Origin of the sequence: Polynucleobacter arcticus, assembly GCF_013307205.1 — a bacterium.
Lineage (GTDB): Bacteria > Pseudomonadota > Gammaproteobacteria > Burkholderiales > Burkholderiaceae > Polynucleobacter > Polynucleobacter arcticus.
The window spans coordinates 828,224-852,892 of sequence record NZ_CP028940.1 but is presented as its reverse complement, the minus strand read 5'-3'; the positions used below and the strand labels follow the sequence as shown (position 1 = coordinate 852,892).

Annotated in this window: 7 protein-coding genes; 5 read left to right on the top strand and 2 right to left on the bottom strand. The window is 45.7% G+C overall.

Going from position 1 to position 24,669, the window contains the following annotated elements:
• Window positions 1–14: 14 nt before the first annotated feature.
• From pgi to DN92_RS10730, 5 genes are all read left to right on the top strand, one after another.
• Window positions 15–1,505, top strand: coding sequence for a glucose-6-phosphate isomerase (gene pgi, locus DN92_RS04295; RefSeq protein ID WP_173960094.1), 1,491 nt, complete (start codon window positions 15–17; stop codon window positions 1,503–1,505).
• Window positions 1,506–1,590: 85 nt separating this feature from the next.
• Window positions 1,591–1,851, top strand: a complete 261-nt coding sequence (locus DN92_RS04290; RefSeq protein WP_173960093.1) for an AbrB/MazE/SpoVT family DNA-binding domain-containing protein — start codon at window positions 1,591–1,593, stop codon at window positions 1,849–1,851.
• Window positions 1,851–2,219: a type II toxin-antitoxin system PemK/MazF family toxin gene (locus DN92_RS04285; protein WP_173960092.1), complete on the top strand. Its 369-nt coding sequence runs from the start codon at window positions 1,851–1,853 to the stop codon at window positions 2,217–2,219. The genes DN92_RS04290 and DN92_RS04285 overlap by 1 nt, the downstream gene beginning before the upstream one ends.
• Window positions 2,220–2,236: 17 nt before the next feature.
• Window positions 2,237–3,622 carry a phosphomannomutase/phosphoglucomutase gene (locus DN92_RS04280; RefSeq protein ID WP_173960091.1) on the top strand — a complete coding sequence of 462 codons (1,386 nt, stop codon included), beginning with the start codon at window positions 2,237–2,239 and terminating at the stop codon, window positions 3,620–3,622.
• A gap of 174 nt (window positions 3,623–3,796) precedes the next feature.
• Complete coding sequence (locus DN92_RS10730; protein ID WP_367651931.1) at window positions 3,797–3,952, top strand: type II toxin-antitoxin system CcdA family antitoxin; 156 nt, start codon at window positions 3,797–3,799, stop codon at window positions 3,950–3,952.
• A gap of 77 nt (window positions 3,953–4,029) precedes the next feature.
• Here DN92_RS10730 and DN92_RS04270 read toward each other — a convergent pair whose 3' ends face one another.
• Both DN92_RS04270 and DN92_RS04265 read right to left on the bottom strand, forming a co-directional pair.
• Window positions 4,030–4,620, bottom strand: coding sequence for a hypothetical protein (locus DN92_RS04270; protein ID WP_173960090.1), 591 nt, complete (start codon window positions 4,618–4,620; stop codon window positions 4,030–4,032).
• Window positions 4,621–4,749: 129 nt separating this feature from the next.
• Window positions 4,750–23,940, bottom strand: coding sequence for a beta strand repeat-containing protein (locus DN92_RS04265; protein ID WP_173960089.1), 19,191 nt, complete (start codon window positions 23,938–23,940; stop codon window positions 4,750–4,752).
• Window positions 23,941–24,669: the final 729 nt, after the last annotated feature.

Genomic DNA, 24,669 nt, shown 5'->3' with positions numbered 1-24,669 from the left:
GATAAAATCTAGAAATGTCTTTGCAACCCTATTTAGCATCCCAAAATCTTCATTCCGCTATCGATGTGGTTCTCGATACTGCCTATCAAGGTATTAGTGACGATGCCTGGAAGAAGTTATTTACTCGCGCTCGCCAAAGTGGCTTGGAGCAATTTATTGAAGATATGTTTGCTGGTAAGCACATCAACAATAGTGAAGATCGCCCCGCCCTACATTCCGCATTACGCAATCTCACTAAGACTCCTGTATTGATTAATGGTGCTGATGTGATGCCTGCAGTAGCAGAGGTCTGGCATCGTATAGAGGCACTTTGTAATAAGTGGGTTGGCGTCACGGATGTGATTCACATTGGTATTGGTGGCTCAGATTTTGGCCCCCGCCTGGCAATTGAAGCCTTAGCCCATGTACCCAGTATTCAGAGCCGCGGTATGCGAATGCATTTTTTGGCAAATATTGACACTGCCGAGTTAGCGCGTATCTTGGCCCGTGCACAGCCACACAGCACTCGCGTGATTGTGGTCTCGAAGTCATTCACCACCCTTGAGACCTCCATGAATGCCAAGGCAGTCGTTGCTTGGCTAAAAGATAGTGGTTGTACTAAGAGTCAAGTTGCTCATGCTCTATATGCAGTGACTGCTAATATCCCGGCCGCTAAAGAATTTGGTGTTGAGGAAAATAATATTTATCCTTTTTGGGATTGGGTCGGTGGACGCTATTCGGTTTGGTCAGCAGTCGGCCTACCGATTGCTCTGCAATACGGTTTTGAGACCTTCAAGCAGTTTTTAGCTGGTGCAGAAGCAATGGATCTGCACTTTAAGAATGCACCTCTCGAAGACAATTTGCCTGTCATCATGGCACTCTCCTTGCTCTATCAGCAAGAAAAACACAATATCAAAGCCTATGCTGCCATCCCCTATGCAGATGCCTTAGATTGGTTTCCGAAGTGGTTGCAGCAGCTGGATATGGAGAGCAATGGTAAGAGCGTGGACCGCAATGGCAATCCTGTCAAACACTCTTCTCCAGTCGTGTTTGGTAGTGCTGGCAGTAATGCTCAGCACTCTTACTTCCAGCTCTTTCATCAGGGCACGGAAATCATTCCAATTGATTTCATCGCAGTGCGTGAGCCGATGAGTGATCGGCCGGAGGCTATAGCGCATCACCGTATTCTGCTTTCTAACTGCTTGGCACAAGCGCAAGCATTGGCGAATGGCAAAGCTGCTAGCAACCCGAATGATGTTTATCCCGGTAAACGTCCGAGCAATCTCTTGTTGCTGCCTAAGCTCAATGCCTTTTATCTTGGCGCCCTACTCGCTTTGTATGAGAACCGCACTGCTACATTAGGCGCTTTGTGGAATATCAATAGCTTTGATCAGCCTGGAGTGGAATACGGCAAAGTACTAGCTAAGCCGATTGAAAAAGCCCTAGCTAGTCATCAGAACGACATTACTGCTAGTACAGATATAGATGCTGTCACTGCTACCCGTATTAATTTATTAAATTCATAGAGCGCCAATCCACCTAAGTCTGATCAAATTGACATTGTCAGACAAATTGTTTAAACTTGTATAAACATTCATCTAGGGGGTACCTATGGCTCCAGCATTAAAGGTAGAGCAAACCATTCAAGAATGGGGAAATGGTCTTGGTGTTCGAATCACCTCACCAGTGGCTAAGGCTGCCCATTTTTCTAAAGGAGTCCCTATCTCAGTTGAGGTTGTTAAGGATGGTGTTTTACTCCGGGTGGTTGGCAAGCCTAAACTGAGCCTCTCTCAAAAGCTAAAAGCCTTTGATCCAGAGACACATGGCGGTGAAGTAATGACATCAACACCCATTGGGAAAGAAATTATTTAATGGCAGAAAAATTGAAGGCTTGGGTTCCTGAGCGTAGGGACATGATTTGGATTAACTTTAACCCCCAATTGGGAAAAGAAATGAAAGATGAACATCCTATGCTCGTCCTCTCACCTAAAGCATTTAATGAAAAAACTGGTCTTGTTATTGGGCTCCCTATGACGCACGCAAAGTCCAATGAAACCAATCCATTTGCAATCAAATTTTCTGTTGGTCGTAGTGAGCCCGTCTTTATCTTGACACATCAGCCAAAATCTTTTGACTGGCGCCTGCGCTCCGCAAGACCCCATCCATGGAAGAGCCTGCCGCCCGCTCTCTTTCAGGAGGCTTGTGAGGGCCTAAACTCAATCATCGAAATTGCTCATTAATACCACCAGGAATCAAAGTGAAACTATCCCCTTCAATTTTTAAAGCATATGACATCCGCGGCATTATTGATGAGACTTTAGATCCCTCGATTGCCGAACTGATTGGCCAAGCCTTTGGCACCGAAATGCGTGAGCTTGGTGAAACCGATATCGTCATCGGTCGCGATGGCCGTCTATCTGGACCAAGCCTGATCGAGGCGCTAACAGAAGGCCTACTCTCTACCGGGATCAATGTGATTGATTTGGATATGGTTGCCACACCCATGGTGTACTTTGCCGCCAATCACACTATTGGTGGCAAGACTCCCAAGTCCGGCATCATGATTACTGGTAGTCACAATCCCCCGAATTACAACGGCTTCAAAATGGTCTTGGGCACTGCTGCGATTTATGGGGACAAAATTCAGGATTTGCGAAAGCGTATTGAAGCTAAGCAATTTGCTACCGGCCAAGGAACAAGAAGTACTTTTGATATTTTCCCCATGTACCTCAACTATATTGTGGGTGATATCAAGCTTGCCCGCCCGATGAAGATTGCAGTCGATTGCGGTAATGGGGTTGGTGGTGCATTTGCTGGCAAGTTATTTAGAGCCCTTGGTTGTGAAGTTCAAGAGTTATTTTGTGAAGTCGATGGGCATTTCCCCAACCATCATCCTGATCCAGCGCATATAGAGAACTTGCAAGATCTCATCAAAAACCTCCAGACTACCGATAATGAATTAGGCCTTGCCTTTGATGGTGATGCCGATCGCCTAGGCGTGGTGACTAAAGATGGTCAAGTGATTTTCCCAGATCGTCAGATGATGCTCTTTGCTAAAGATGTTCTATCCAGAAATCCTGGCGGTCAAATTATTTACGATGTGAAGTGCACTCGTAACTTAGCCACCTACGTAAAAGAGCATGGTGGCGAACCCATTATGTGGAAAACAGGCCACTCTTTAGTTAAAGCCAAGCTTAAGGAAACTGGTGCCCCGCTTGCTGGTGAAATGAGCGGTCATATCTTCTTTAAGGATCGTTGGTTTGGTTTTGATGACGGCTTATACACAGGCGCTCGCTTGCTAGAGATCCTCAGTAAAGAAAAGAATCCGAGCGATACTCTCAATAACTTGCCTAATGCGATTTGTACCCCAGAGTTACAACTAGCTTGTGCTGAAGGTGAGCCATTCGCCCTACTCGAAACCATTAAAGCCAATGCCAAGTTCCCAACATCAGAATCCATTAATACGATTGATGGTGTCCGCGTGGAATATGCCGATGGATTTGGTCTAGCTAGACCATCCAATACGACTCCAGCGGTAGTCATGCGTTTTGAGGCGGATAGTGAAGAGGCGATTAAGCGTATTCAGGCGGAGTTTAAGGCGGTTCTACTGGCTGCTAAGCCGGGGGCGAAGCTGCCTTTTTAGGACACCTATAGCATTACCCGCATAATTTATGCGCATATTAACTGCGTATGAATTATGCATATGATTGGACCATGATCATTCATAACTCTATCCGCCCTCAATACAAAGCCTTAAAAAAAGTCGACTAACCTAAGCTTAAGTGCTGAGGTTTTAGCTGAGGCTAAGAAACTAGGAATCAATATCCCAAAGGCCTGTGACGCATTACTTGAGTCTCTGGTTCAGCATGAAAAAGAGCGACTTTGGAAACTGGAGAATACTGACTTCATTGCCAGCTATAACAAAACTATTGAAGATGAAGGTTTGCCGTTGGATAGTTGGAGAGCTTTCTAATCGCAAGATCTAGCGTGTATGAAAATATTGGGGGAAAATCACTGCCTTAAAGAGATGAAAACAGCAGCGCTTTTTCTTTAATGTAGCGGGCTATTTTTCTTGAGAACTTCATCTACAACAGGCTCTATTTCTACATCTTTTTTTATACTCAATACAGCCTCACCCCAACCAGCCTGAATACGCAATTGATCTAATAATAGACACATTGCGCGCATCAGATTATTCGGTAGATTTAGATTCAAATTGGCTCCACCGGGGAGTAAAAAATCTATTGATAATGCATCGTCAAAATCAACTGCTTTTGATGAATTTTCATCGGTTACTTTTTCACCATTTTTAGTCAAAGAACACGACACATCCATGACCAATAATGGATCAAATCCAAGTGGAAATTGCACACCGGATTCGTAATCTGTTGATCCTGCATTTGCAGTTTTTGCAGCTTCTATCAGCGCTGCTTTTTCAAACTCATTAACGGCTTTTGCCGTGTCAGGTGAATGTACTTGCTCGAGCTTTTTGGTTAGCAAATGGGTGCTAGCAACTAGAATAAATAGCGTTACTCTTCTGGTTAACCAGAGACGATATTCAGCCTGATCTTGAGTGTTAAACCGAAACAAAATGCGGTCTTCATTAACTACATAAGAGGCATTTAATTGCTTAATGGCCATATTAAATTTGAATCCAGTAGTTTGATAGAAAGATCATTTAACTTGAGATTTTGGGGCCGTTTTAGACCTACATTAGGGCAGTAGGATCACCTAAGGAATATACAGCGGCCCAATCATGAAAGCTTTTCTTTAGATTGGCTTTGCACCTAAGCATTCTTCCTCTGACGCCCTGCACTCTGAATCTGGGCTAGTTACCGATACGGAGCTAGGGGCATTATTCCCGCGTAGCATAACGTCGTTAGTGTCCTTACTAGCCTTAATTAAGGCCATGATTGTCCCTGTTGCGATTCCTTCATTACCGGATACATTTACACCAGGGATGGCTGATAGGTTTTGGTAACTTAAGCCCGAGCCAGATAGACCACTTAATACACCACCGTTTGGAGCAAAGTTAACTGGCAGACCGCCTAGAGAGCTCACTCCTCCTCCGGCTGCCAAACCAATATTAAAGGTAATGTCACCACCACTAGTGGTGAAGGCTTGCTGTCTATTGGGCGTAGAAGAATCGCCCAAATTGTAGGTATTAGCTGTATAGGTTTGATTACCCGTTGTAGTGACATCACCAGCAATATTGATGCTTCCGGAATAATTTGCCGCTAACAAATACGTGTCTGTAATGATCGTAGTTGGGCTGACTGGTGTTTGGGTTCCAGTCTTCACATCCAATGCAGCCAAAGGTGCAATAGACCCGACATATTGATTGAAATTGATCACTGGATTTTGACCTGCCTGCATTGCAATTGCCCTAACCAATAGCGTATGGGTGCCAGAATTGGTGTCATCCAACAAACCATTGAAGGTGACACTAGGATCTGCAGACAGGAGTGTGCGAATTAGGCCATTATTGCCATTACTTCCAATTCGGACATTACCGTTATAGGTCTGGGTCTCAAAGGTAGTGATATCACCCTTAATATAGATTGTTCCTGGGTTGAGTGCTGTTCCAGCATTAACGATGAGCTGATAAATACTCTCTCCAGCCGTACCGTTCTGGAATGCGTTATAAAGCGCTTGGTTATATGCCGCTCCAGCAATATTAGCGCCAACGCGATCCATAAAGCTCACTGATCCACCTACTCCAACATTAATAGTGAGAGAGCGCTTAGCTCCGAGTGAGGCGGAGCCAGCACTTAATGTGCTGTTAAATGTAATATCTCCTGCGGTAGAGCTCAGTACCATTGGAGTAATAACACTATTAACTGCATTTCCTGCAGAAATAGTTACTGCTCCGTTATAGGCTTGATTGTTGGTCGTGTAGATATCACTGGTTAAGGTAACCGGCCCATTTACGGTCAGCGATGGCAAGACTATGTTGCTTGCAAGGCCAATCGATCCACCATTGGAGGTGACCGAGCCAACTCCTAATGCGTTTACAGATCCAATGACTAGTTGGGATGCATTGATATTTGTGCCACCTGTGTGAGTCTTAGACCCAGAGAACGTAGTGACTCCAGCCCCAGACAAGCTTAGTAAACCAGAGCCAGATACAGCATTGTTGAAGGTGAAGTTATTCCCGCCCGTGAAATTAATCACGCCGTTATTGCTGATCGTGCTGGCAATTTCATCTACAGCGATACTGTCATAGTTCACCGTCAGGCCAGTTGGAATCACAACATTAGCAACGTTATTGAGGGTTGGAATCGCACCACCTGCCCAGTTAGCGGCATTCGACCAATTGCCACCTGTGGTGCCAACATAAGTTACCGACGGCAGCTGGCTAATAGTCCCGATATTTCCGGTGACTCGGGTACTTGGCAAATTATTGCTATCAACCAATATATAGTTTCCTGCATCTGCACCGCTCAAGGACACGTCGATAATGACTGCTTTGCCGCTACCGACGTTTTGATTATTGAATTGACCTGTTGCTGCAATTGCAACTACATCATTACTCAATATGGAACTCGTCAGTTGATCTATATTCAGAGATGACCCTGATCGTGATGAGCCTGCGCCGGTAATGGCAGCACTGCCGTCATAAACCTTAGATATTCCAGATACACCTAACTGAGTTGAGGTTAGCTTCATTGGCGTTACGCTCAGAGAACCCACCGCCACCATAGCTAGGAAATTCTGGCCTACGATCGTTGTCCCAGTGTTAACTAGGTTATAAGCACCTACAGGGATATAGCCTGCATTAGATAACTGCGCACCTTGTGCCGCCAAATTAGCAGATATAGCAAATGTTGCAGATCCACCTGCCCCATCATTCACGACATATAGACCGTTATTTGCTACCGGCAAATTCACTGGGGTTGTTGTATTCAGATAGAGGTACTGGGCAGAAACGCGATAATTTGGCGTATTGCCATAAACAACTGTAGCGAGATTGGTATACACACCTGGAGATACTGCGACACCAGATGTCACTCGAATCATCAATGTCTGCGCCGGAACAATGGTGAAGTCACCATTGACATAGCTAATGTTGTAATTTGCGGAGGTATATCCAGCTGGCTGCAGAACACCAACATAACTAGAGCCAATTGGATTGGCCAAGTTCTGGGAAGCATTACTTCGGGTGATCACTAAAGCACCAGTCAAATTAGAGGCAGTTTCACCATTCACAAAGCCATTAATAAGGACACCGGCATAGCCAGGATCATTTAATAGTGGATCGGCATTCGGAACAGCAACACGATCTGATAGCGAGACAAATTTAGCATCATTAACTGCAGCAATCCTCAATAACGCCTTAGAAATCACGCTCGTATTTGAGCTTGTGCGAGAAACGTTATAGTTAGCACCGCTGTTACCATCATTAATAGTGGCCGATAACAAATCAACCTGCTTGTTGCTGCCAGCGGTATTGTCCGCAAATGAAACTGAGGCCGCAACCACCCTATCACCACCAACCAGTTGTGTCGACATGCTAGTTAAATCAGCGGCGGTAACACTATATGCATAACCACCATCGTAAACCTTAGTGATCGTAGGCGCTATCAAGGAAATCGGTAAAGCAGTGACACTAACTGCGGTATTTGCTACCGTGAATGGAAGGTAATTATCCAGAGAAACTCCAGCTCCAGGAACTAAAGTCAATCCATTGATATTGGATAAAGGTTGGTTAGTTTGTACATTTTTACTAGATAAATCTGCAGATCCTGTCGCAGTAATAATCTCACTATTAACACCAGCAACAGATAAGTTGGAAGCACTAAATACAGTAGTACCGTTATAGGTCTGAGTGCCAGTCACCACTAAAGCTGCCTTGGCAATCGTGAGCGCCCCATTGGTAATGGTGATGTCATAGTTGGTAGCTTGGGTAGCACCTGCAGCAGTAGCTACTAAGCTGTCGTTATAAGTACCCGCATTAGTTCCCGTACCGTAGCCGGTGATCGTAAAGCTATCGGTACTACCTTTGATACCATTTACTGTTGCTACGCTATTGGTTTGTGCCAAGCCAGAGTATGTTGGATTAGCGCTAGCGCCAGTAATGGTCAGTGGCGCAGCAGTCACACTTAATGCGCCATTGGTATAGCTAAAGTTGTAGTTACTTGCAGCTAGCGTGCCGGCTGCTGGCGTAATGGTGTAACTAGCCACATTGCTGTACTGGGTTGCAGTCGTGCTAATCGCTGGTGTACCCGTAATAACTGAAGCGCTCTCCCCGTTGACATAACCGGCAATGGTGGCAGTCAGTGTCGGGTTGGCATCGCCATAGACCTTGGTCTTGGCAGCGGCAGTCACGCTTAAGGTGGCTTTACCGATAGTTAAGGTGCCGTTGGTATAGCTAATGGTGTAGTTCGCTGCGCTCGTAGCGCCTGCTGCAGTCGCTACTAAGCTGTCGTTATAAGTACCCGCATTGGTGCCAGTACCGTAGCCGCTAATCGTAAAGCTATCGGTGCTGCCCTGGACGCCAGTCACAGTAGCAGCGGTATTGGTTTGTGCCAAGCCAGAGTAAGTTGGGGTGGCATTAGTACCAGTCACTGTCAAGCCTGCTTTAGCAATCGATAAGGTGCCATTGGCTAAAGTCAGGTTGTAGTTAGTGTCTGTACCAGCAACTGTATTGGTGTAAGTGCCATAGTTCGTGCCAGAAGCACCAGAGGCAGTGACACCGGTTAAGACGGATTCAGTTTGACCATTGAGTAAACCAGAAGCAGTAAAGCCCGAGACCGATTGCGCGCTGCCGTTATAAGTTACGTTCGCACCATTACCAGTGACGGTGGCATTGGCTTTAGCAATGGTCAATGTGCCGTTCACTAAAGTGAGGCTGTAGTTACTGTCTGTACCACTGACGGTATTGGTATAGGTACCCGCGTTAGTACCAGTAGCACCAGATGCAGTAACACCGGTTAAGACGGATGCGGTTTGGCCATTCACCAGACCGCTAGCAGTAAAGCCGGTAGCTGATTGTGCTAAACCAGTATAGGTTGGGTTGGCACTATTACCGGTGACCGTCGCATTTGCCTTGGCAATCGTGAGCGCCCCATTGGTAATGGTGATGTCATAGTTGGTAGCTTGGGTAGCACCTGCAGCAGTAGCTACTAAGCTGTCGTTATAAGTACCCGCATTAGTTCCCGTACCGTAGCCGGTGATCGTAAAGCTATCGGTACTACCTTTGATACCATTTACTGTTGCTACGCTATTGGTTTGTGCCAAGCCAGAGTATGTTGGATTAGCGCTAGCGCCAGTAATGGTCAGTGGCGCAGCAGTCACACTTAATGCGCCATTGGTATAGCTAAAGTTGTAGTTACTTGCAGCTAGCGTGCCGGCTGCTGGCGTAATGGTGTAACTAGCCACATTGCTGTACTGGGTTGCAGTCGTGCTAATCGCTGGTGTACCCGTAATAACTGAAGCGCTCTCCCCGTTGACATAACCGGCAATGGTGGCAGTCAGTGTCGGGTTGGCATCGCCATAGACCTTGGTCTTGGCAGCGGCAGTCACGCTTAAGGTGGCTTTGGTTATTGTCACCGCATTGGAGGTAGCATCATATGTACCACTGGAATTACTTGCCAAGCTAGTCATGCCATTGATTGTGTAATTGGATAGACTTCCACTGGAGATAGATGGGCTATTTAAACTAGTGACGTAGTTATTAGCGCTACTCACATCCTTGCTGGCAACGTTAGCTGATACATAAGTAATGGTTTGACCATTCACTCCTGTCAGAGAGCGTGCCGCTGGAATTACGGTTGTAGTTCCGTTATAGACTGCACTCAAATTCACTGTTAACACAGCTGGGGAAACGACAAAGTTTTGGGCATTTGCGGCCAGCACGGCAAATCCAGAAACTGATAAACCAGATACGTAAGTTAGAGAATAAGATCCAGCATTGGATGTAGAAGTTGGAGCAGACCCAGACCAAATGGCCGTACCAGTTAAGCCGGAAGGATTTGCAACTAAGCTAGAGCAACTAGCAGTAGTACATTCTTGATAACTTAATACCGGGGTGCTGCCGTAATAACTAGACCCACTCACTCCAATATAAATAACATTTTCACGATAAACAGCATTGAATCCAGCGGTACTTGGCTGGGTAGAGGTAGTTGAGGCGTTGGCAACTGAATTGGGATTCTGAAGGGAAATAAAGCTAGCCAGCCCAGTACTCAAACTAGATGATCCAGAATAGAAGTCTGCAATGCCACCTGCCCCCATTGTAATTGCTGGCGACCCACTTAATAGGATGTTGTAAGTTGTACTTCCAGTACTTGCATTCTTAGCTGCTGCAAATAAGAGATTGGGTGAAGATGCAGTTCCTGCAGGACTACTTGTATTAATAGACTGAGAAATTGTTAAATTGCCAGTAATAGTTTGAACAGAGATAGTACCGGCTGAATTCAAACCGCTATAAGTGTTGCCAGCTGTCACCGTACCAATTTCTAGAGCGGCATTATTGAGCACTGTGATTGCGCCTACAGCAGAACTAGATGCAATGACAGACAAGGTATTGCTAGCGCTACTCAGAGTAATTGCATTGGAGCCAACTAAAGCCAAGCCATAATTACTTGAATCAGAAATTGCACCACTGATGGTGATGGCGCCATTGCTAGCACCAACTAGAGATGCACTAGCCAATGTCACAGCACCAATATAGGTCCCAGCTGTTGCACTGTAGTTGGTTAATGCCCCTGTATTACTAATACCTGAGCCATTAATCGTCAATGAATTCGCATTTGCGAGAGTTTTACCATTCAGATCCAGTGCCGCACCACTGCCAACGGTGATTGCTCCAGCTGCAGCACCGAAAGCCGTTGTGCTTCCTGCCTTCAAGGTTCCACCGCTCAATGTAGTGCCGCCGCTAAAGGTATTAGTGCCCGCTAGAATTAATACTGCAGCAGTAGAGTTAGAACCGGTATAGCCAGCAGCAGTATTCAAGTTCAGCGCTGTAGTTCCGCTAATAGCACCACTAACTGAAGATACGCTGGACTTGGAATTAATACTCAGTGTCGTGAGATTGGAAACTGTTCCGCCAATAGTGCTGCTACCAGAGCCAGCACTAATTACGAGTGCGCTGCTTGGAGTGGTTTCAGTAATCACGACAATTCCAGAGCCACCTGAACTACCAGAGCCAAAGGCTCCCCCTGCATAACCGCCACCGCCGCCACCGCCGCCAGTGTTTACAGTTGCGGCATTTGGAGCGCTACTATTGGCCGAACCAGTTGCGCCACCACCATTACCACCACTACCAGGACGAGATGCTCCAGCATCACCACCCAATCCTGAGCCACCACCACCACCTGCATAATAAGTACTAGTGCCAGTTATGGTGTTGACGATACCAACCCCTCCATTACCAGCCTGTCCAGAAACTGCATTTGATCCCAGCCCTCCAGCACCGCCACCGCCGCCACCGCCGTAATTTGGCCAACCAACAGCAATACCAGCGCCACCGGCATAACCTTGATTACCCGCTCCGCCACTGGTGCCTACTCTATTAGCGCCACCACCATTACCGCCGGCAAAGCCACTTGAACTACTTTGCGCGTAGGATGAACCTGCCCCGCCACCATTGGCTGTGAGGCTAACGCCCGTGCCAGTGATGCTTGAGTTACCACCATTTGTTGCTGAGTTTAAGAAAGTACCGCCATTGGAGTTATTACCAGTACCGCCTGAACCCCCTGAACCCACAGTAATTAAATAAGTAGATCCTACAGTGAAGGCACTCGTACTTGTGATGACACCGCCGCCACCGCCGCCACCGGCACCAGGACCCCAACCGCCACCGCCACCGCCCGCAACCAACAATTCATTACTCACAAGTCCGACCGGCGTAAAGCTATAGCTAGAGCTGCTAAACGATATTGAACCGATACCCGTAATCACAGTTGGTGTGGAGGTCGCAGTCACCGGAGTTGAGAAAGCAAGGCCTCCGTTAGTTGAATATGAGTAGGAGCCGGCACCCAGGAATTTAATAATAGATTGAGTTAGGGTGGCGCTCGTTGCAGTCACGTTACCCGCTATCGCAATATCGCCATTACTGCTATTTGCAGTCGAATTTAGAGTCACACTTGCAGCAAGTGCTAAATTGCCACCATAAGTTTGATTGCCTGCCGTCGTAACATTACCGGCCAGAGTCGTTGTCTGCGCTGTTGATGAGCCGCCACCAGTAATTGTCAGTGAGCCTAGCGCAGTTGAACTACCGATGGTTGAGCCAAAAATAACGTTGCCACTACCATTGTTAATGGTCAAGGTTTCTGTACCCACAGTGCCATTTACTGTTGAGCTAAACGTTATAGCGCCATTAGTATTAGTCGCACCATTGCGAGTTGTGAGGGTTGTATTGATACCGAGAGCAACTGCGCCGTAATAGGTTTGATTACCTAAAGTATTAATAGCGCCTGCAAGAGTACTAGCGCCCGTAACATATAAATTAGATGTATTAGAGCTATTAGTAACAGCAGATCCGGAGCTCATCGAAAGCGTAGATGCTAGAGTTACCGTACCACTGTAAGTTAAATCAAGCACGCCTGAAGAGCCAACAGTAACAGCGCCTGTACCTAATGCGGTAGCATTGCCTGCCGCAAGAGTGCCAGCACTAATAGTAGTGCCGCCAGAATAGGTGTTATTGCTTGCCAAAGTGAGAGTATTAGCGCCGGCTTTAGTTAGCAAAAAGGCACCGCCGATAGCACCGCTTAAAGTGATGTTGCCCGTACCACCGATAGTACTAGCGGCAGTCATCGTTACTGTTCCGGCCTTGGTCACTGGTGAAGCGCTGCTATTAATTAAAGCTCCGCTACTGCTATTGAGCGTATTACCAGATCCCGCTATTGAGATCGCATTGCCGGATGTAGATATGCCATTTAAATCAATAAAGCCGCCACTAGAGACGGTCATCGTGCCATAGTTATTTGAGCCATTGGTAGAGAACTTCACACCAGAAGTGCTACCAACTGAAATTGCAACCCCAGAAGCAATGGTACCAAGGGTATTAATTGCGGTATTAGCAAAAGCTAGAGTTGGGGTATTCGTTGGACTATTGGTATTAATGATTCCGGAGTTAGTAAACGTACCACCAGCAATAGTGGCTGTAGCATTATTATTAAGCTGCAATGTGCTACCTGTAGTGACGGATAGACCACCACTGATGGTGGACACCGATGTCAAACGAAGGTACCCCGTGCTACTACCATCACCAATAGTCATCAAACCACCGGCAGTTGTAGTAAGAGAAGAAATATTTAAAGCACAGCAGCTGCTGATTGGAATAATAGTTCCACCACTAGCGCCAACGGTGAGCGAGCTTATCGTCACATCCACTGAAGGATGGGTAACCTTCAGCGTGCCACCATTAACTGTTACAGCAGAGGTTGAGAGATTAATATTGGAAGGCGTAGTTACAGTAATAGATAAAGCTAACGTACCCCCTGATACGGTTGTAGCTCCGCTATAAGTATTGACCTTTGATAAGGTCCAAGTCCCCGCGTCAACCTTTGTCAAGAAACCAGTGGTCGTACCAATAATAGAAGCGATAGAACCGCCCTGCGCACCGCCTAATGTGAGCCCAGAAGTGGCGCCACTAATTGTTCCAGTATTAGTTAAGCTAATGGTTCCGGCACTGCCAACAATCGATGATGTAGCGCCCAAAGCTATAAGACCAGCAAAGGTTCCGCCAGTACTATTACTATTGATCAACGCACCGGCGCTTGAGATACCAGTACCACTAATTGTTAGGGGGTTATATAAAGTCTTACCATTAATGTCTAAGCTAGCATCACTACTAATGACGTTAGAGGCAATAGTTGTATTGGTTCCTAATGGGCCATTGGTGATGGAGGAGGTAGAACCCGTGGAGCTGGAACCTAGCTTTAGGGTTCCTGATGTAATGGTAGTACCACCACTGTAGGTATTTACACCGGAGAGCGTTATGGTATTTGAACCTTTAGCGTTTAGAGAGTAAGCGCCTGAAATAATTCCACTTAGAGCGTAATCACCAGCACCACCAATTGGTGTACTCGATGACAAAGTGATGTTGCCACTCGCGGTAGCTGCAGTGGAGGAATTCACAATGACACCATTGGTGCCTGAAGTGGAAAGATTTAAATTGTTTGCTATGGTCTGACCATATAAATCAATTCTGCCGCCGTTACTACCTGAAGCACTGGTAATAGTTACAGTGCCTGTACCAAATGGCCCTGAAGTAATGGCGCCTACTGTGGAGCTAGCCGCCCTCACCAAGCCAACAGATATCGCTGTGCCACCGGTGTATGTATTAGCGCCTTGTAGTACGGTGGTGCCGTAGTAATTAGTATCGCCAATAGTCAGCGCACCAGTACCCGCCCCAGAAATTACACCACCAAATATTCCGGTTGTGCTATCAGCGGTCACAATCTTATTGCTACCTGTGGTCAAAACAATATTATTACTAACTGTTCCGCCACCAGTCAGTAACAAGGTACCGCCACCGATCGTCACAGCTCCATTAGATAGGTTGCTATCACTAGCACCTCCAGATGTAACAGACAGGATGCCACCAGATATTGTTGTTCCACCAGTAAAGGTATTTGCACCGCTTAACTGTAGGGTACCAGAACCGTTAAATTGTAAAGGTGTGGTGCCATAGATATTTCCGCTAATGATGTTCGCCGCATTGGATGAGGTGATGGCGATCGATTTAAGGGAGCTAGAATTAGCTGTTGAAGAATTTACGTTATTAGCAAGTGTTACTTTTCCAGTGCCCGAGTTAACGGTAAAAGTGTAAGCGGTGTATGAAGACAGAATCACAGTACCCGCAGAGCCAGTTCCACCCTGTGGATTACCCGAACCGCCGCCGCCGCCACTCCCGTAGCCAGCACCATCACCACTTTGATTATTTCCGCCGACTAAATAACCCGTTGCACCCACACCGCCGCCGCCTTGACCGCCAGCACCACCCCAAGCACCTGATCCACCACCACCACCTGCTCCGTAGTAAACCGTGCTACCGGTAATAGTTGAGGCAAGACCTGGGCCGCCAGTACCACCCACAATATTCCAGTCATCCGTTGCGCCGCCAGGTCCACCGGCGCCACCACCACCACCGCCAACTGCGCGCGAGTCCCCGCCTGCAGCACCTGTATAGCCCTGACCACTAGTTCCTGTACCACCTACTGAACTAACTGATCCGCCACCACCTGACCCGCCGCTGACCCCATCAAAGCCGCTACCGCCACCGCCACCGCCACCAATAGTAGAGATATTCAAACCTAAGCTGGATTGAACCAAGGTGGAGTTACCACCGGTTCCGCCAGCCGTTCCAGCTTGATTAATATATGAACCACCTGCCCCAACGGCCGCCGTAAACACAACAGCTGAACTTGAAGTCAAAGTGCCAGTAAGAACACCGCCACCACCGCCACCACCGCCATAATATCCACCACCACCACCGCCGCCAGCAACCACTAGATACTCTGTAATGACGTTAACAGGTGCAGTCCATGAATACGTTCCTGTTCCTGATGCAAAAGAAAGTGTTCCCGCACCACCAGGCAATGTCACAGCAGAGGATCCAGCCGTACCCGTGGTAACAACTCCAGCAACCGTAATGCTATAGGCGCCAGAGCGATTCAGTTGCAATATATTTTTTCCTTGCGCAACAGTAATGGTCCCATTGACCGTGACTGGGCCGTTGTTACTAGAGAGCGTTACATTACCTGCGATAGTTAAGTTGCCACTCCATAATTGACCGCTAACACCATTAGTTGTTACAGAACCTAGCAAAGTGCTCGTTCCCGATACAGAGATAGCAGATAAAGGTGTTGTACCACCCACCACTCCGGTAAACGTATTGGTACCGCTACTGTTATAAATGGTTAATGAATAATTAGATCCAGAAACACTGTTAATTGTCGAGGTAAAGTAAACAGGTGCTGAGGTAGTGGTTAATGTTGTATTTGCACCTAGCGTTACTGCTCCAGTGTATGTTTGCAGGCCATCAGTAGTGATAGCGCCTGCCAAAGTGCTAACACCGGTAATAGTGAGCGCTGAATTAGCAGTGGAATTGGTAATTGCACCTCCAGAAGCCATCGATAAAGAATTTAAAGTGACTGTTCCGGCAGATTGCAAATCAAGGGTTCCGGCTGAAGCAATCGTTACCAGTCCGCCCGAAGAACCACCCAAGGCACTTAGATTGGAGATTGCTAGGGTACCAGCATTCACATTGACTGGACCCGTAAAGCCAGTGTTGGCATTTGAAATTGTTAAGACAGATGTACCAGTATCTTTTGTAAATGTACCCGCACCAGAGATTAGACCTGAAAGCGCTTGTGTTGCTGATGAAGAATATTTAAAGAATGCGCCTGATGCAATGCTGATGTTTCCAGCATAAGATCCACTACCGAGTGTCCCAGCAGATGCTACTTGTAAGGTGCCCCCATTAATGGTCGTATTACCGGAATAAGTATTGGCGGCATTTGACAGAATGACAGTACCTGTATAACTGCCAGAGTTAATGATGAGCGTATTGGAACCTGAAATAATTCCGCCCACCGTAACTGCATAGGTAGCATTGGCATTATTAATAGTTGCGCCACTAGCGCCGATAGCAATGCCTCGATTTGTATTGATCGTAAATGCTGCACTTTGACCGCTGGCCAATAAAGTACCGCCATTGATAGTGACGCTTGTAGCGGCTGAGCCTGGTACAGCTCCCAAATTACTATCAGAGCTAATTTGTACTGTGCCAGCATTGATGATGGTGCCACCCGAATAGGTATTGGCGCTACCAAGGACAACAACCCCAGAATTAGAGTTGGTTAAGCTAAATGCGCCGCTAATGACGCCATTGATTGTGATATTTCCGACACCACCAATGCTAGAGTTTGCAGCGAGGACAATCTGCCTAGATGGGGTTGCTGAATACCCCATAGTCACAGTGGCTGCTGTTGCTGAGCTATTAGATAACGCGCCGCCATTAATTTGAATGGCATATCCAGTAGAACCACCGTCCAACCAGCCTACGCCATTTAGATCAAGGGTGCCACCAGCGTTAACAATGAACGTATAACCATTTGTCGGATTATTTGGAAATCCATTGGTGGAAGCTATCTTATACGTACCGCCATTATTAATAATGAAGTTCGATGTTCTTGTGCTTGTTGATGAAGCATTAGTCAAGATACCTGCGTTGATTGTTGTGCTACCCGTATAGGTATTGGCGCCACCAAGCGTTGTAGTACCAGAGCCATTCTGCGTCACGGTACCTGTACCGGAAATAATATTATTAACTGTAATAGCATTGCTTCTATTAAACACAAGAGCAGCATTATTGGTAACACCGCCTGAACCTAGAGTACCGGTTGTGCTGCTATAACCAATCTGCAAAGTACCTTCAGATATTGTGGTTACGCCGGTGTAGGTATTTGCGCCAGTCAGAATCAGTGTGCCAGCACCAGTTTTTGTATACAGGCCAGCAGTACCATTGGAGTTCAACAAAGGAGAGCTGATCGTCAGTGATGTAGCACTTGCTACGTTAATAGTTAAGCCTGTGTTGTAGATCGCTAGCGAGCCACCAGTGATGGAATTTCCAGAGCCAGATGAATTAATGGTGAGGCCTTGAACAGAAATAGACCCCCATGTATCTCCCGCTCCAGTAAGACTGACAGTTGCATTTCCGTTCAAATTAATTACGGATGATGAGCCCATAGTCTGTCCAATTGCTCCGCTACCAGTTTGGCTATTAGCAAAAGTTCCATTGTTAATAGTGATAATGCTTGCTGCATTAATTCGATTGACGCCACCACCTGTTACTGCAAGCGTACCGTTTCCTGAAATACCAATAGTGGTTGTTGACAAAACAGCAGTCAGATTAACTGTAGCGGCACTAACCGTCATAGCTCCTGTAAATGCTTTGTTTGTTGTCAAGGTAATGGCTCCAGTATTAGCGCTTGTTCCGAACTGAACCGCGTTAGCACCCGTCATCGTGCCAGACAAGGTTAATGTATTGGAAGAGCCATTGACTGCAATTACTCCACCACCCGTTCCCAGCACGATGTTATTAGCAAGGGTAGTGGTAGCGGTAGCTAAAAGAGTCGCACCATTGGTGAGCGTGATAATGTTAGTACTTGGTACATTGGTTTGCGCACCAACACTTAAAGTTGCATAGTTAACATTCATACCACCAGTAAATACATTCGAAGTGCTAGAAAGCGCTACCGTACCAGTATTAGTAGAGTCACCTATATTGATACCGCCAGCACCACTGATGGCATTGCTCAAGGTGAGTGTTGTGCCCGCTGCAGCCGAGATGGTTCCACCAGCCGCTGAAATGGCACTAGTACTCGTAAATGTAGAGCTTGCCAGCAATGTGCCGGCATATAGAGATAATGTGCCACTTAGTGCAGAGTTGTTGCTATCAATAGAAACAGTACCGGCATAGATATTTAAGTTATTCAACGAACTATTGCTGAGGTAATAGGCAAGCGTTCCCGTATAAACACCGCCGGTAGCTGTGCCACCAATGTTCAGTGTTGAGGTACCAATGCCATTGAAAACAATGCCAGTCATCGTTAAGGTTGAGCCGCTTGCGACGTTAATTACATTTCCGCTACCGAGTATCACAAAGAAACGAGCAGTTGAAAATGATGATGTGGCTATTAAAGTCCCGCCATTATTCAAGCTAACGTTACCGCTACCACCTAAATTGCCATCGCTACTGACTTGCAAAACACCGCCATTCACTGCTGTACCACTACCGTCTCCATAGGTATTTGCACCGCTTAGGATTAATGTGCCAGATCCTGACTTAGTCAAACTACCACCAGCACTTTGAATGGAGCCACCCAAAGTGACTGACTGGCCATTTGTATCAATACTGAATGTTTGAAAGTTTGCGGTACTAAAGCGGCTTGAGTAATCCGTAGTATTGCTTGCGCTGTACTGCAATGTGCCGCCGCCAAAAGTAATGGTGCCTGTACTACCAAGCGCACCAGAAGAGCCTGCATTTAGCGTTCCGGCGTTAATCCGTGTACCACCGGAGTAGGTGTTAACTGCTGAAAGAGTAACAGTATTTGAACCAGTTTTTGTAAGGCCGCCCGAACCAGATATTGGGCCTTGAATAGTGATATTTCCATTGCTGCCACCGATTGCAGAATCACTACTAAATAAGAATGCGTTACTGTAAGTGTTATTTAAAACCGCTGCAGTTGCTGATGTATTGGTTAGGGTTCCGCCATTGAGCTTCACGCCATAATAACGAGAACCACTATCCGTAACAGAAATACCATTTAAATCAATAGTACTACCTGTATTAGCAGTAATTACATGGTCTGATGCAGTATTAACATGGAAATAACTATTGCCTACATATTGAAATATTCCGCCATCATTTACTAAAAAATAACTTTTAGTAGTGCATACAGCATTTAGTGCGCACCCATTGTACGCATTTACATACGTTCCCCCATTGATTGTGGTTACGCCAGTATAGGTATTAGTGCCTCCAAACTGAATTGCACCAGCATTTGAAGATGTCAACGTAACTGTTGCAGCAGTTGTTCCGCCAGTACCGGCAATATTTGCTGTCAAAGCAAAATAAGAATTGGCTGGAGTGGTTAATTGCAAGCTGCCATTGTTATTAAGATTTATGGTTCCGTTTATCCAATTGGTATTCAAATTTACTAAAGATGTCACACTGGTTTCAATAATATTGATGTTAGTAGCTGTAATAGTTGGATTAGACGCATTAAAATTTCCAGCACTAATATTCACTGTGCCAGTAGATGCGCTTGCAATTAGATTTGCATTGATATTCATTTGGCCGATGGTTGTTAATAAAATCGTGCTGGCGTAAACGGCGGAACTAATTGTTATATCCCCTGGCTGTGTTGCTGAGTACGATTTGTAGGGAGCTCCTGAAGTCATTGATGGCAAGGTAAGTTTATTAAAGCCAAATAACCCTGAAATTCCATCAACAGGTGAATTCAAATTGTTATAAACCTGGAATTGTGTTGTACCAGTTGTGGTTGCAGTTGAAACAGATAAGTTAAAAGCACTACATGCGCTGCGACATGAAACTGTAGTTGCTGTTGACCCAAGAGTTAATCTGTCTGTTGTTAGTAAAAAATTATCTGTAGTGAATGTATTGGCACTTGCACCCGAAGTGTTATACCAGCCAAGTGCAACACCTGATTGGTATAAGCTGCCATTTAGAGCGTAACCAGCAATACTAATTGTCGGCGCATTCCAAGTAGAGCCATTGGTAAATACTCCATACGAGTAGTAGCCGCCACTTGTATTTGCACTTGCGGATGTTGAATAGACACTAATTCGTTCAGTAGCCGTCAATACTGAAGATGCACTCGAACCATACCCGATTTGGGTGGCAGTAGTACCTGAGGATTGTGCAAGCAAATAAACATTTTTACCGCTTATCGTAGAGCCAGAAAAAACAATCACTCCCATATTTTGATTATTGGAGCTACATGACGTGCCTGCAAAGCCGCAACCAGAAGCAGTGGAGTAGTTTGCCCCCGCCAAAACGACGCTACCAAGACCAACTTGTAGTTCAGCTACTCCACCATTACCGACGAATACTCCGGCTAAGGCATCGCTGGCATTTGTAGCTGCACCACCGTTCGCATAGAATGCAGAGTTAGTTTTCCATTCGGAGTTGACAGCACCCGTATTAATATTAACCAAAGTACTCACGGAAGGTCCACCGATGATAAGACTGCCAAGACTATTGGTCCGAGAGTATGTGCCTGTCGCTGTAGAGCTAGTTGAGTTAAGCCAGATCTTTACATCGGATGCGATCCAAACATAGTCTTGAGCAGAAATGGTCAGGCTGGCATCGGAATTTGCTACGATATTTGCCTCGATTTTGATATAACCATCGGCGGTTCTAATCGTTACATTGTTATTCCCATTTAATGCAGTAGAAATGGCTGAAGCATTCACTACCGAACTACTAGCACCTGCCGTAAAGTTAGGCAATGATCCGCCAGAAGTTGCGCCTGAGCCGATAATGATGTCATTTGGATCAATCAACCACATCCCACCCCTTCCTGCATTAACACTTGAAAGTAGATTAATAGCTTGACCGGAGGTTTCAATGAAGCCGCCGCTTGATAAGGCACTGGTGTTTGTTGACACTGCAGAAATACTGCTTAAAGAATCGATGCTCGTATAAATAGAAAAAGGCAATGTGCCATGTTCCGCATCATTGCCGATTAATATGGTGCCACCTTTAATAAAGCCACTCGCTTCAACTGATGTATTACTGAGAATGGTTTGATTGAAAGCTGAAATTCCAATACTGCCGCCGCGGCCGTTTGAGCCGTTGGTCTGAATTAATGAATCAAAGAGACTTAAATTGCCAGCACGACTGAGGATGCGGATGCTTCCGCCGTCTGTGCTGCCATTTGCGTATAAACCACTATTGACAAAATCAATATTTTGTGAAACATCAATAGATATGGTGCCTCCAGGGCCATTCGAGCCATTGGTCTGAACGACTGCTTGAGCATCAATTTGGGCGTTTTGGGCAGAAAGCGCAAAAGAGCCACCGTTTGCGCCATTGGCGCTGATCGCTCCTGAGAGGTGTACATCACTAGTTGTTATGTTGATAACTCCACCGGGGCCGTTGTTGCCGTTGGCTTGTATGAGTGAACCACTTTGTGCGTTAAAGGCTTGTGCAGTGATGTTGACATAGCCACCAGTGGTGCCATTTGCCTTGATTTCTGCAGTGCTGTAGAGAGTGATGTCATTTACTGCATTCAAATAGATGACATTAGTCTGTGTATTGATGCGGTTTGCTACTGCATCGTTCGCAGCAGTACTTGAATACACTACATCGAGTGCATTTGTTGTGCTGTTTACGTTGTTTGCGTTGTTTGCGTTGTTACTTGCATTATTTTGTGCAGTTAAGAACGCAGGCAAGTCTTCTTCACGAATCACACTACCGTTATAGGTAATTGTGTTGCTGTTTGTGTTGGTGTTGCTGTTTGTATTTGTGCTCGTGTTTGTGTTGTTGCTTGTATTTACGTTACTTGCAACATTCAATCTTCCAGAAACATAGAGAGCTTGTGCAAGCAATTGGATCGCTGCACCTAATGGTGTTGATACACCACTCACACCATAAGCATTGATCGTGCCGTTCGCATAAATTGTTTGCGCTTGTACTGTTACTTGCGATGCGCTAATCGTTGTACCAACGTTTAAAAATGCAACTGAACTGTTGATGATGACGTTTAAGTTTTCACCAGAAATATTGGCGTTGAGATTAAATATTCCAGAGGAATTTAATTTCAATGTGGTGAGTGTATTGCCCTGCTTCAAGATGTCAGCGCCACTAGCAATCGTCAAGCTGCCACTACCGTTCTGCGTACAGCCACCAAGGCTTGGGCAGACATTGCCATTGACTTCAATCGTGACGTTGTTACGTGAGAGCGCAGCAGAAATCACATTCGCAGCACCGGAGTCAATAACTAAATCAATTGGGTCTAAGAACCACAATCCAGACTTGCCAGTATTTTTATTTGTTGCACTGGTATCCACCGTAAATTGCTTACCAAGAACAACACTTCCTTTAGAGCTGGTTTCGATAAAGCCACCATTACCACCAAGTGCTCCGCCTACTGCTTTCAGAATTCCATTAACCGTAGTTTTTACTTCTGACCAAATCGCAATGTTTCCGGCATCACCATTTTGTGTTGCGGATGTATTTACTTTTGCATTGGCTTCAACAGTGGCTGTTTTTGCTAATTGCTTAACTTCACTTGCAACAGCAGCTACCTGCTTGATGGCAACTTGACGATCTTCCATAGTAGTTGCTGCAGCCAATGGAGCAGCGGCTAGAGCAACAGCCTGAACTGGCGCTTGATTTACATTAGTGGCCTGAGTTCTACCTAGGCCAATCTCAATATTGCCACCACCCGCTTTACCGGTAGCTGTAGTTTTGGAGTCTTGGGCCAAAGTGATGTTCTCACCCACGATATTGACTTGACCACCCTTGAAATTGGCTCCCTTGCCATTTGCAGCCACTGTACCGGCCTGGGTCACGTTGGCAGCAACCAATTCGATCACCCCACCGTTGTTCACCATGGTAGACGCTGAAATGCGGCCTGTGTTCTTAATCACGGAGCCCATGAGCTGGTTCGCAGATCCGGCGGCCACCACAATCAGACCCCCTGAAACCTCGATAACCCGCTTATTTTCGATCAGGGCACCGTAGGTTGCCTTGTCCACATTGACTGAAATCAGCTGATCACCCCGGAAATCGAGGGTAATTTGCTCACCAGCAGCTAAAGCTACCCCATTATTGGGTCCCTTTTTGGCCAAAAGGTAACCTTCATTGCGAACTTCTGGGGCTAAAAGAGCGATGTATCCGTTAGGGTCATTTACGCTGATTTTTCCCTCGTTTACGACCGCCCCTTTTCCATTGCCTTTATAGGTCGATTTTCCATCCATGAAATCTTTGTTTGCGATGTTCATGGTGGTAGCTACTACAGCAGCTGCATTGATGTCGGCACCCTTACCAAAGGTCACACCGTTTGGATTCACTAGTACAACTTGTCCATTTGCCCGCACTGCGCCATCAATCATCGATGCGCTTGCACTTGTCACGCGATTAAGAGTAACTGCTTGTGCATTCGGTTGATTGAAATTGACCTGGGCATTTTTGCCAACGTTAAAACTATCCCAATTCACAACGGCACGCTGTGAAGTTTGGTTGATGTTCATCGTCTCAGAATTGGCTGTTTGTGTTTGTGAAATTGTTGCGCTTCCAGCGACTACATTTCCACCAGTTGGGAGTGCATTAACTGCGGTTTGCGAGATCGCAAAATTACATTGACTGAGCACCAGCAATCCAGCAATGATTCGTGATTTTTTGACGACAAAAATCCCCTTCGTTTTTGCAAACGAAAATGCAAATTGATCGAGAATTTTTGCTACAGAATTTTTCAAAAAAATTACATCTTTGTTGCCTGCTCGTGAGAGCAAAATAGTTACTCAAAATTGTTATTGTGTTTACTGCTGATATATCCCTGTAAGCCAATAGATATATAGCTCAACGACAGATAGTTTATTCAAAAAAGCGTCCAACTGCCAGCCATCTTTTAGCGCTCTATGAGGTGCAAATCAGAGCCTTTAGATACAAGGGTTTAGAGATACCCCTTTAAACCAGTGTGGCTTTACCCTATCTGATCTTGGGTATTTTTAGCGTTTTTATGCCAGAACTGGCGCTGCTGTATCTGTCATTTTGGGGCTCAAAATGGACTCAAATCGGCTCATTTTTTGATGAATTTTTCTTCTCATTTGAGCTAAAAAAATGCTGATTTTTTCGATGGGTTTATTTACAAAATTTGGGAAAAAATATTGCGTATCTGCATTAAAAAGTTGATATTACTTTTATCAAAATATTGACTTATTTTTCGTCTTTTTTTTCACCCCAAGATCTATTTTTTGTCTTTGATATCGACGCTAAATGTTCTCATTTTTTTAACTGAACTCTCCAAATGTTTTCTCATTTTTTCGAGTGAAAAATAGGCTCGTTTTTGGTGCATGAGGGATGTCATGATCTGGTCTATTGCTACTGTTTTTTGCCAGGATTTTTTGTTGGCTTGATCTTCAATATGAGTATGCTTTGTTATAAAAAGTCGCTTGCGTAATGACTTATTTTTTCTAATTTTCAAC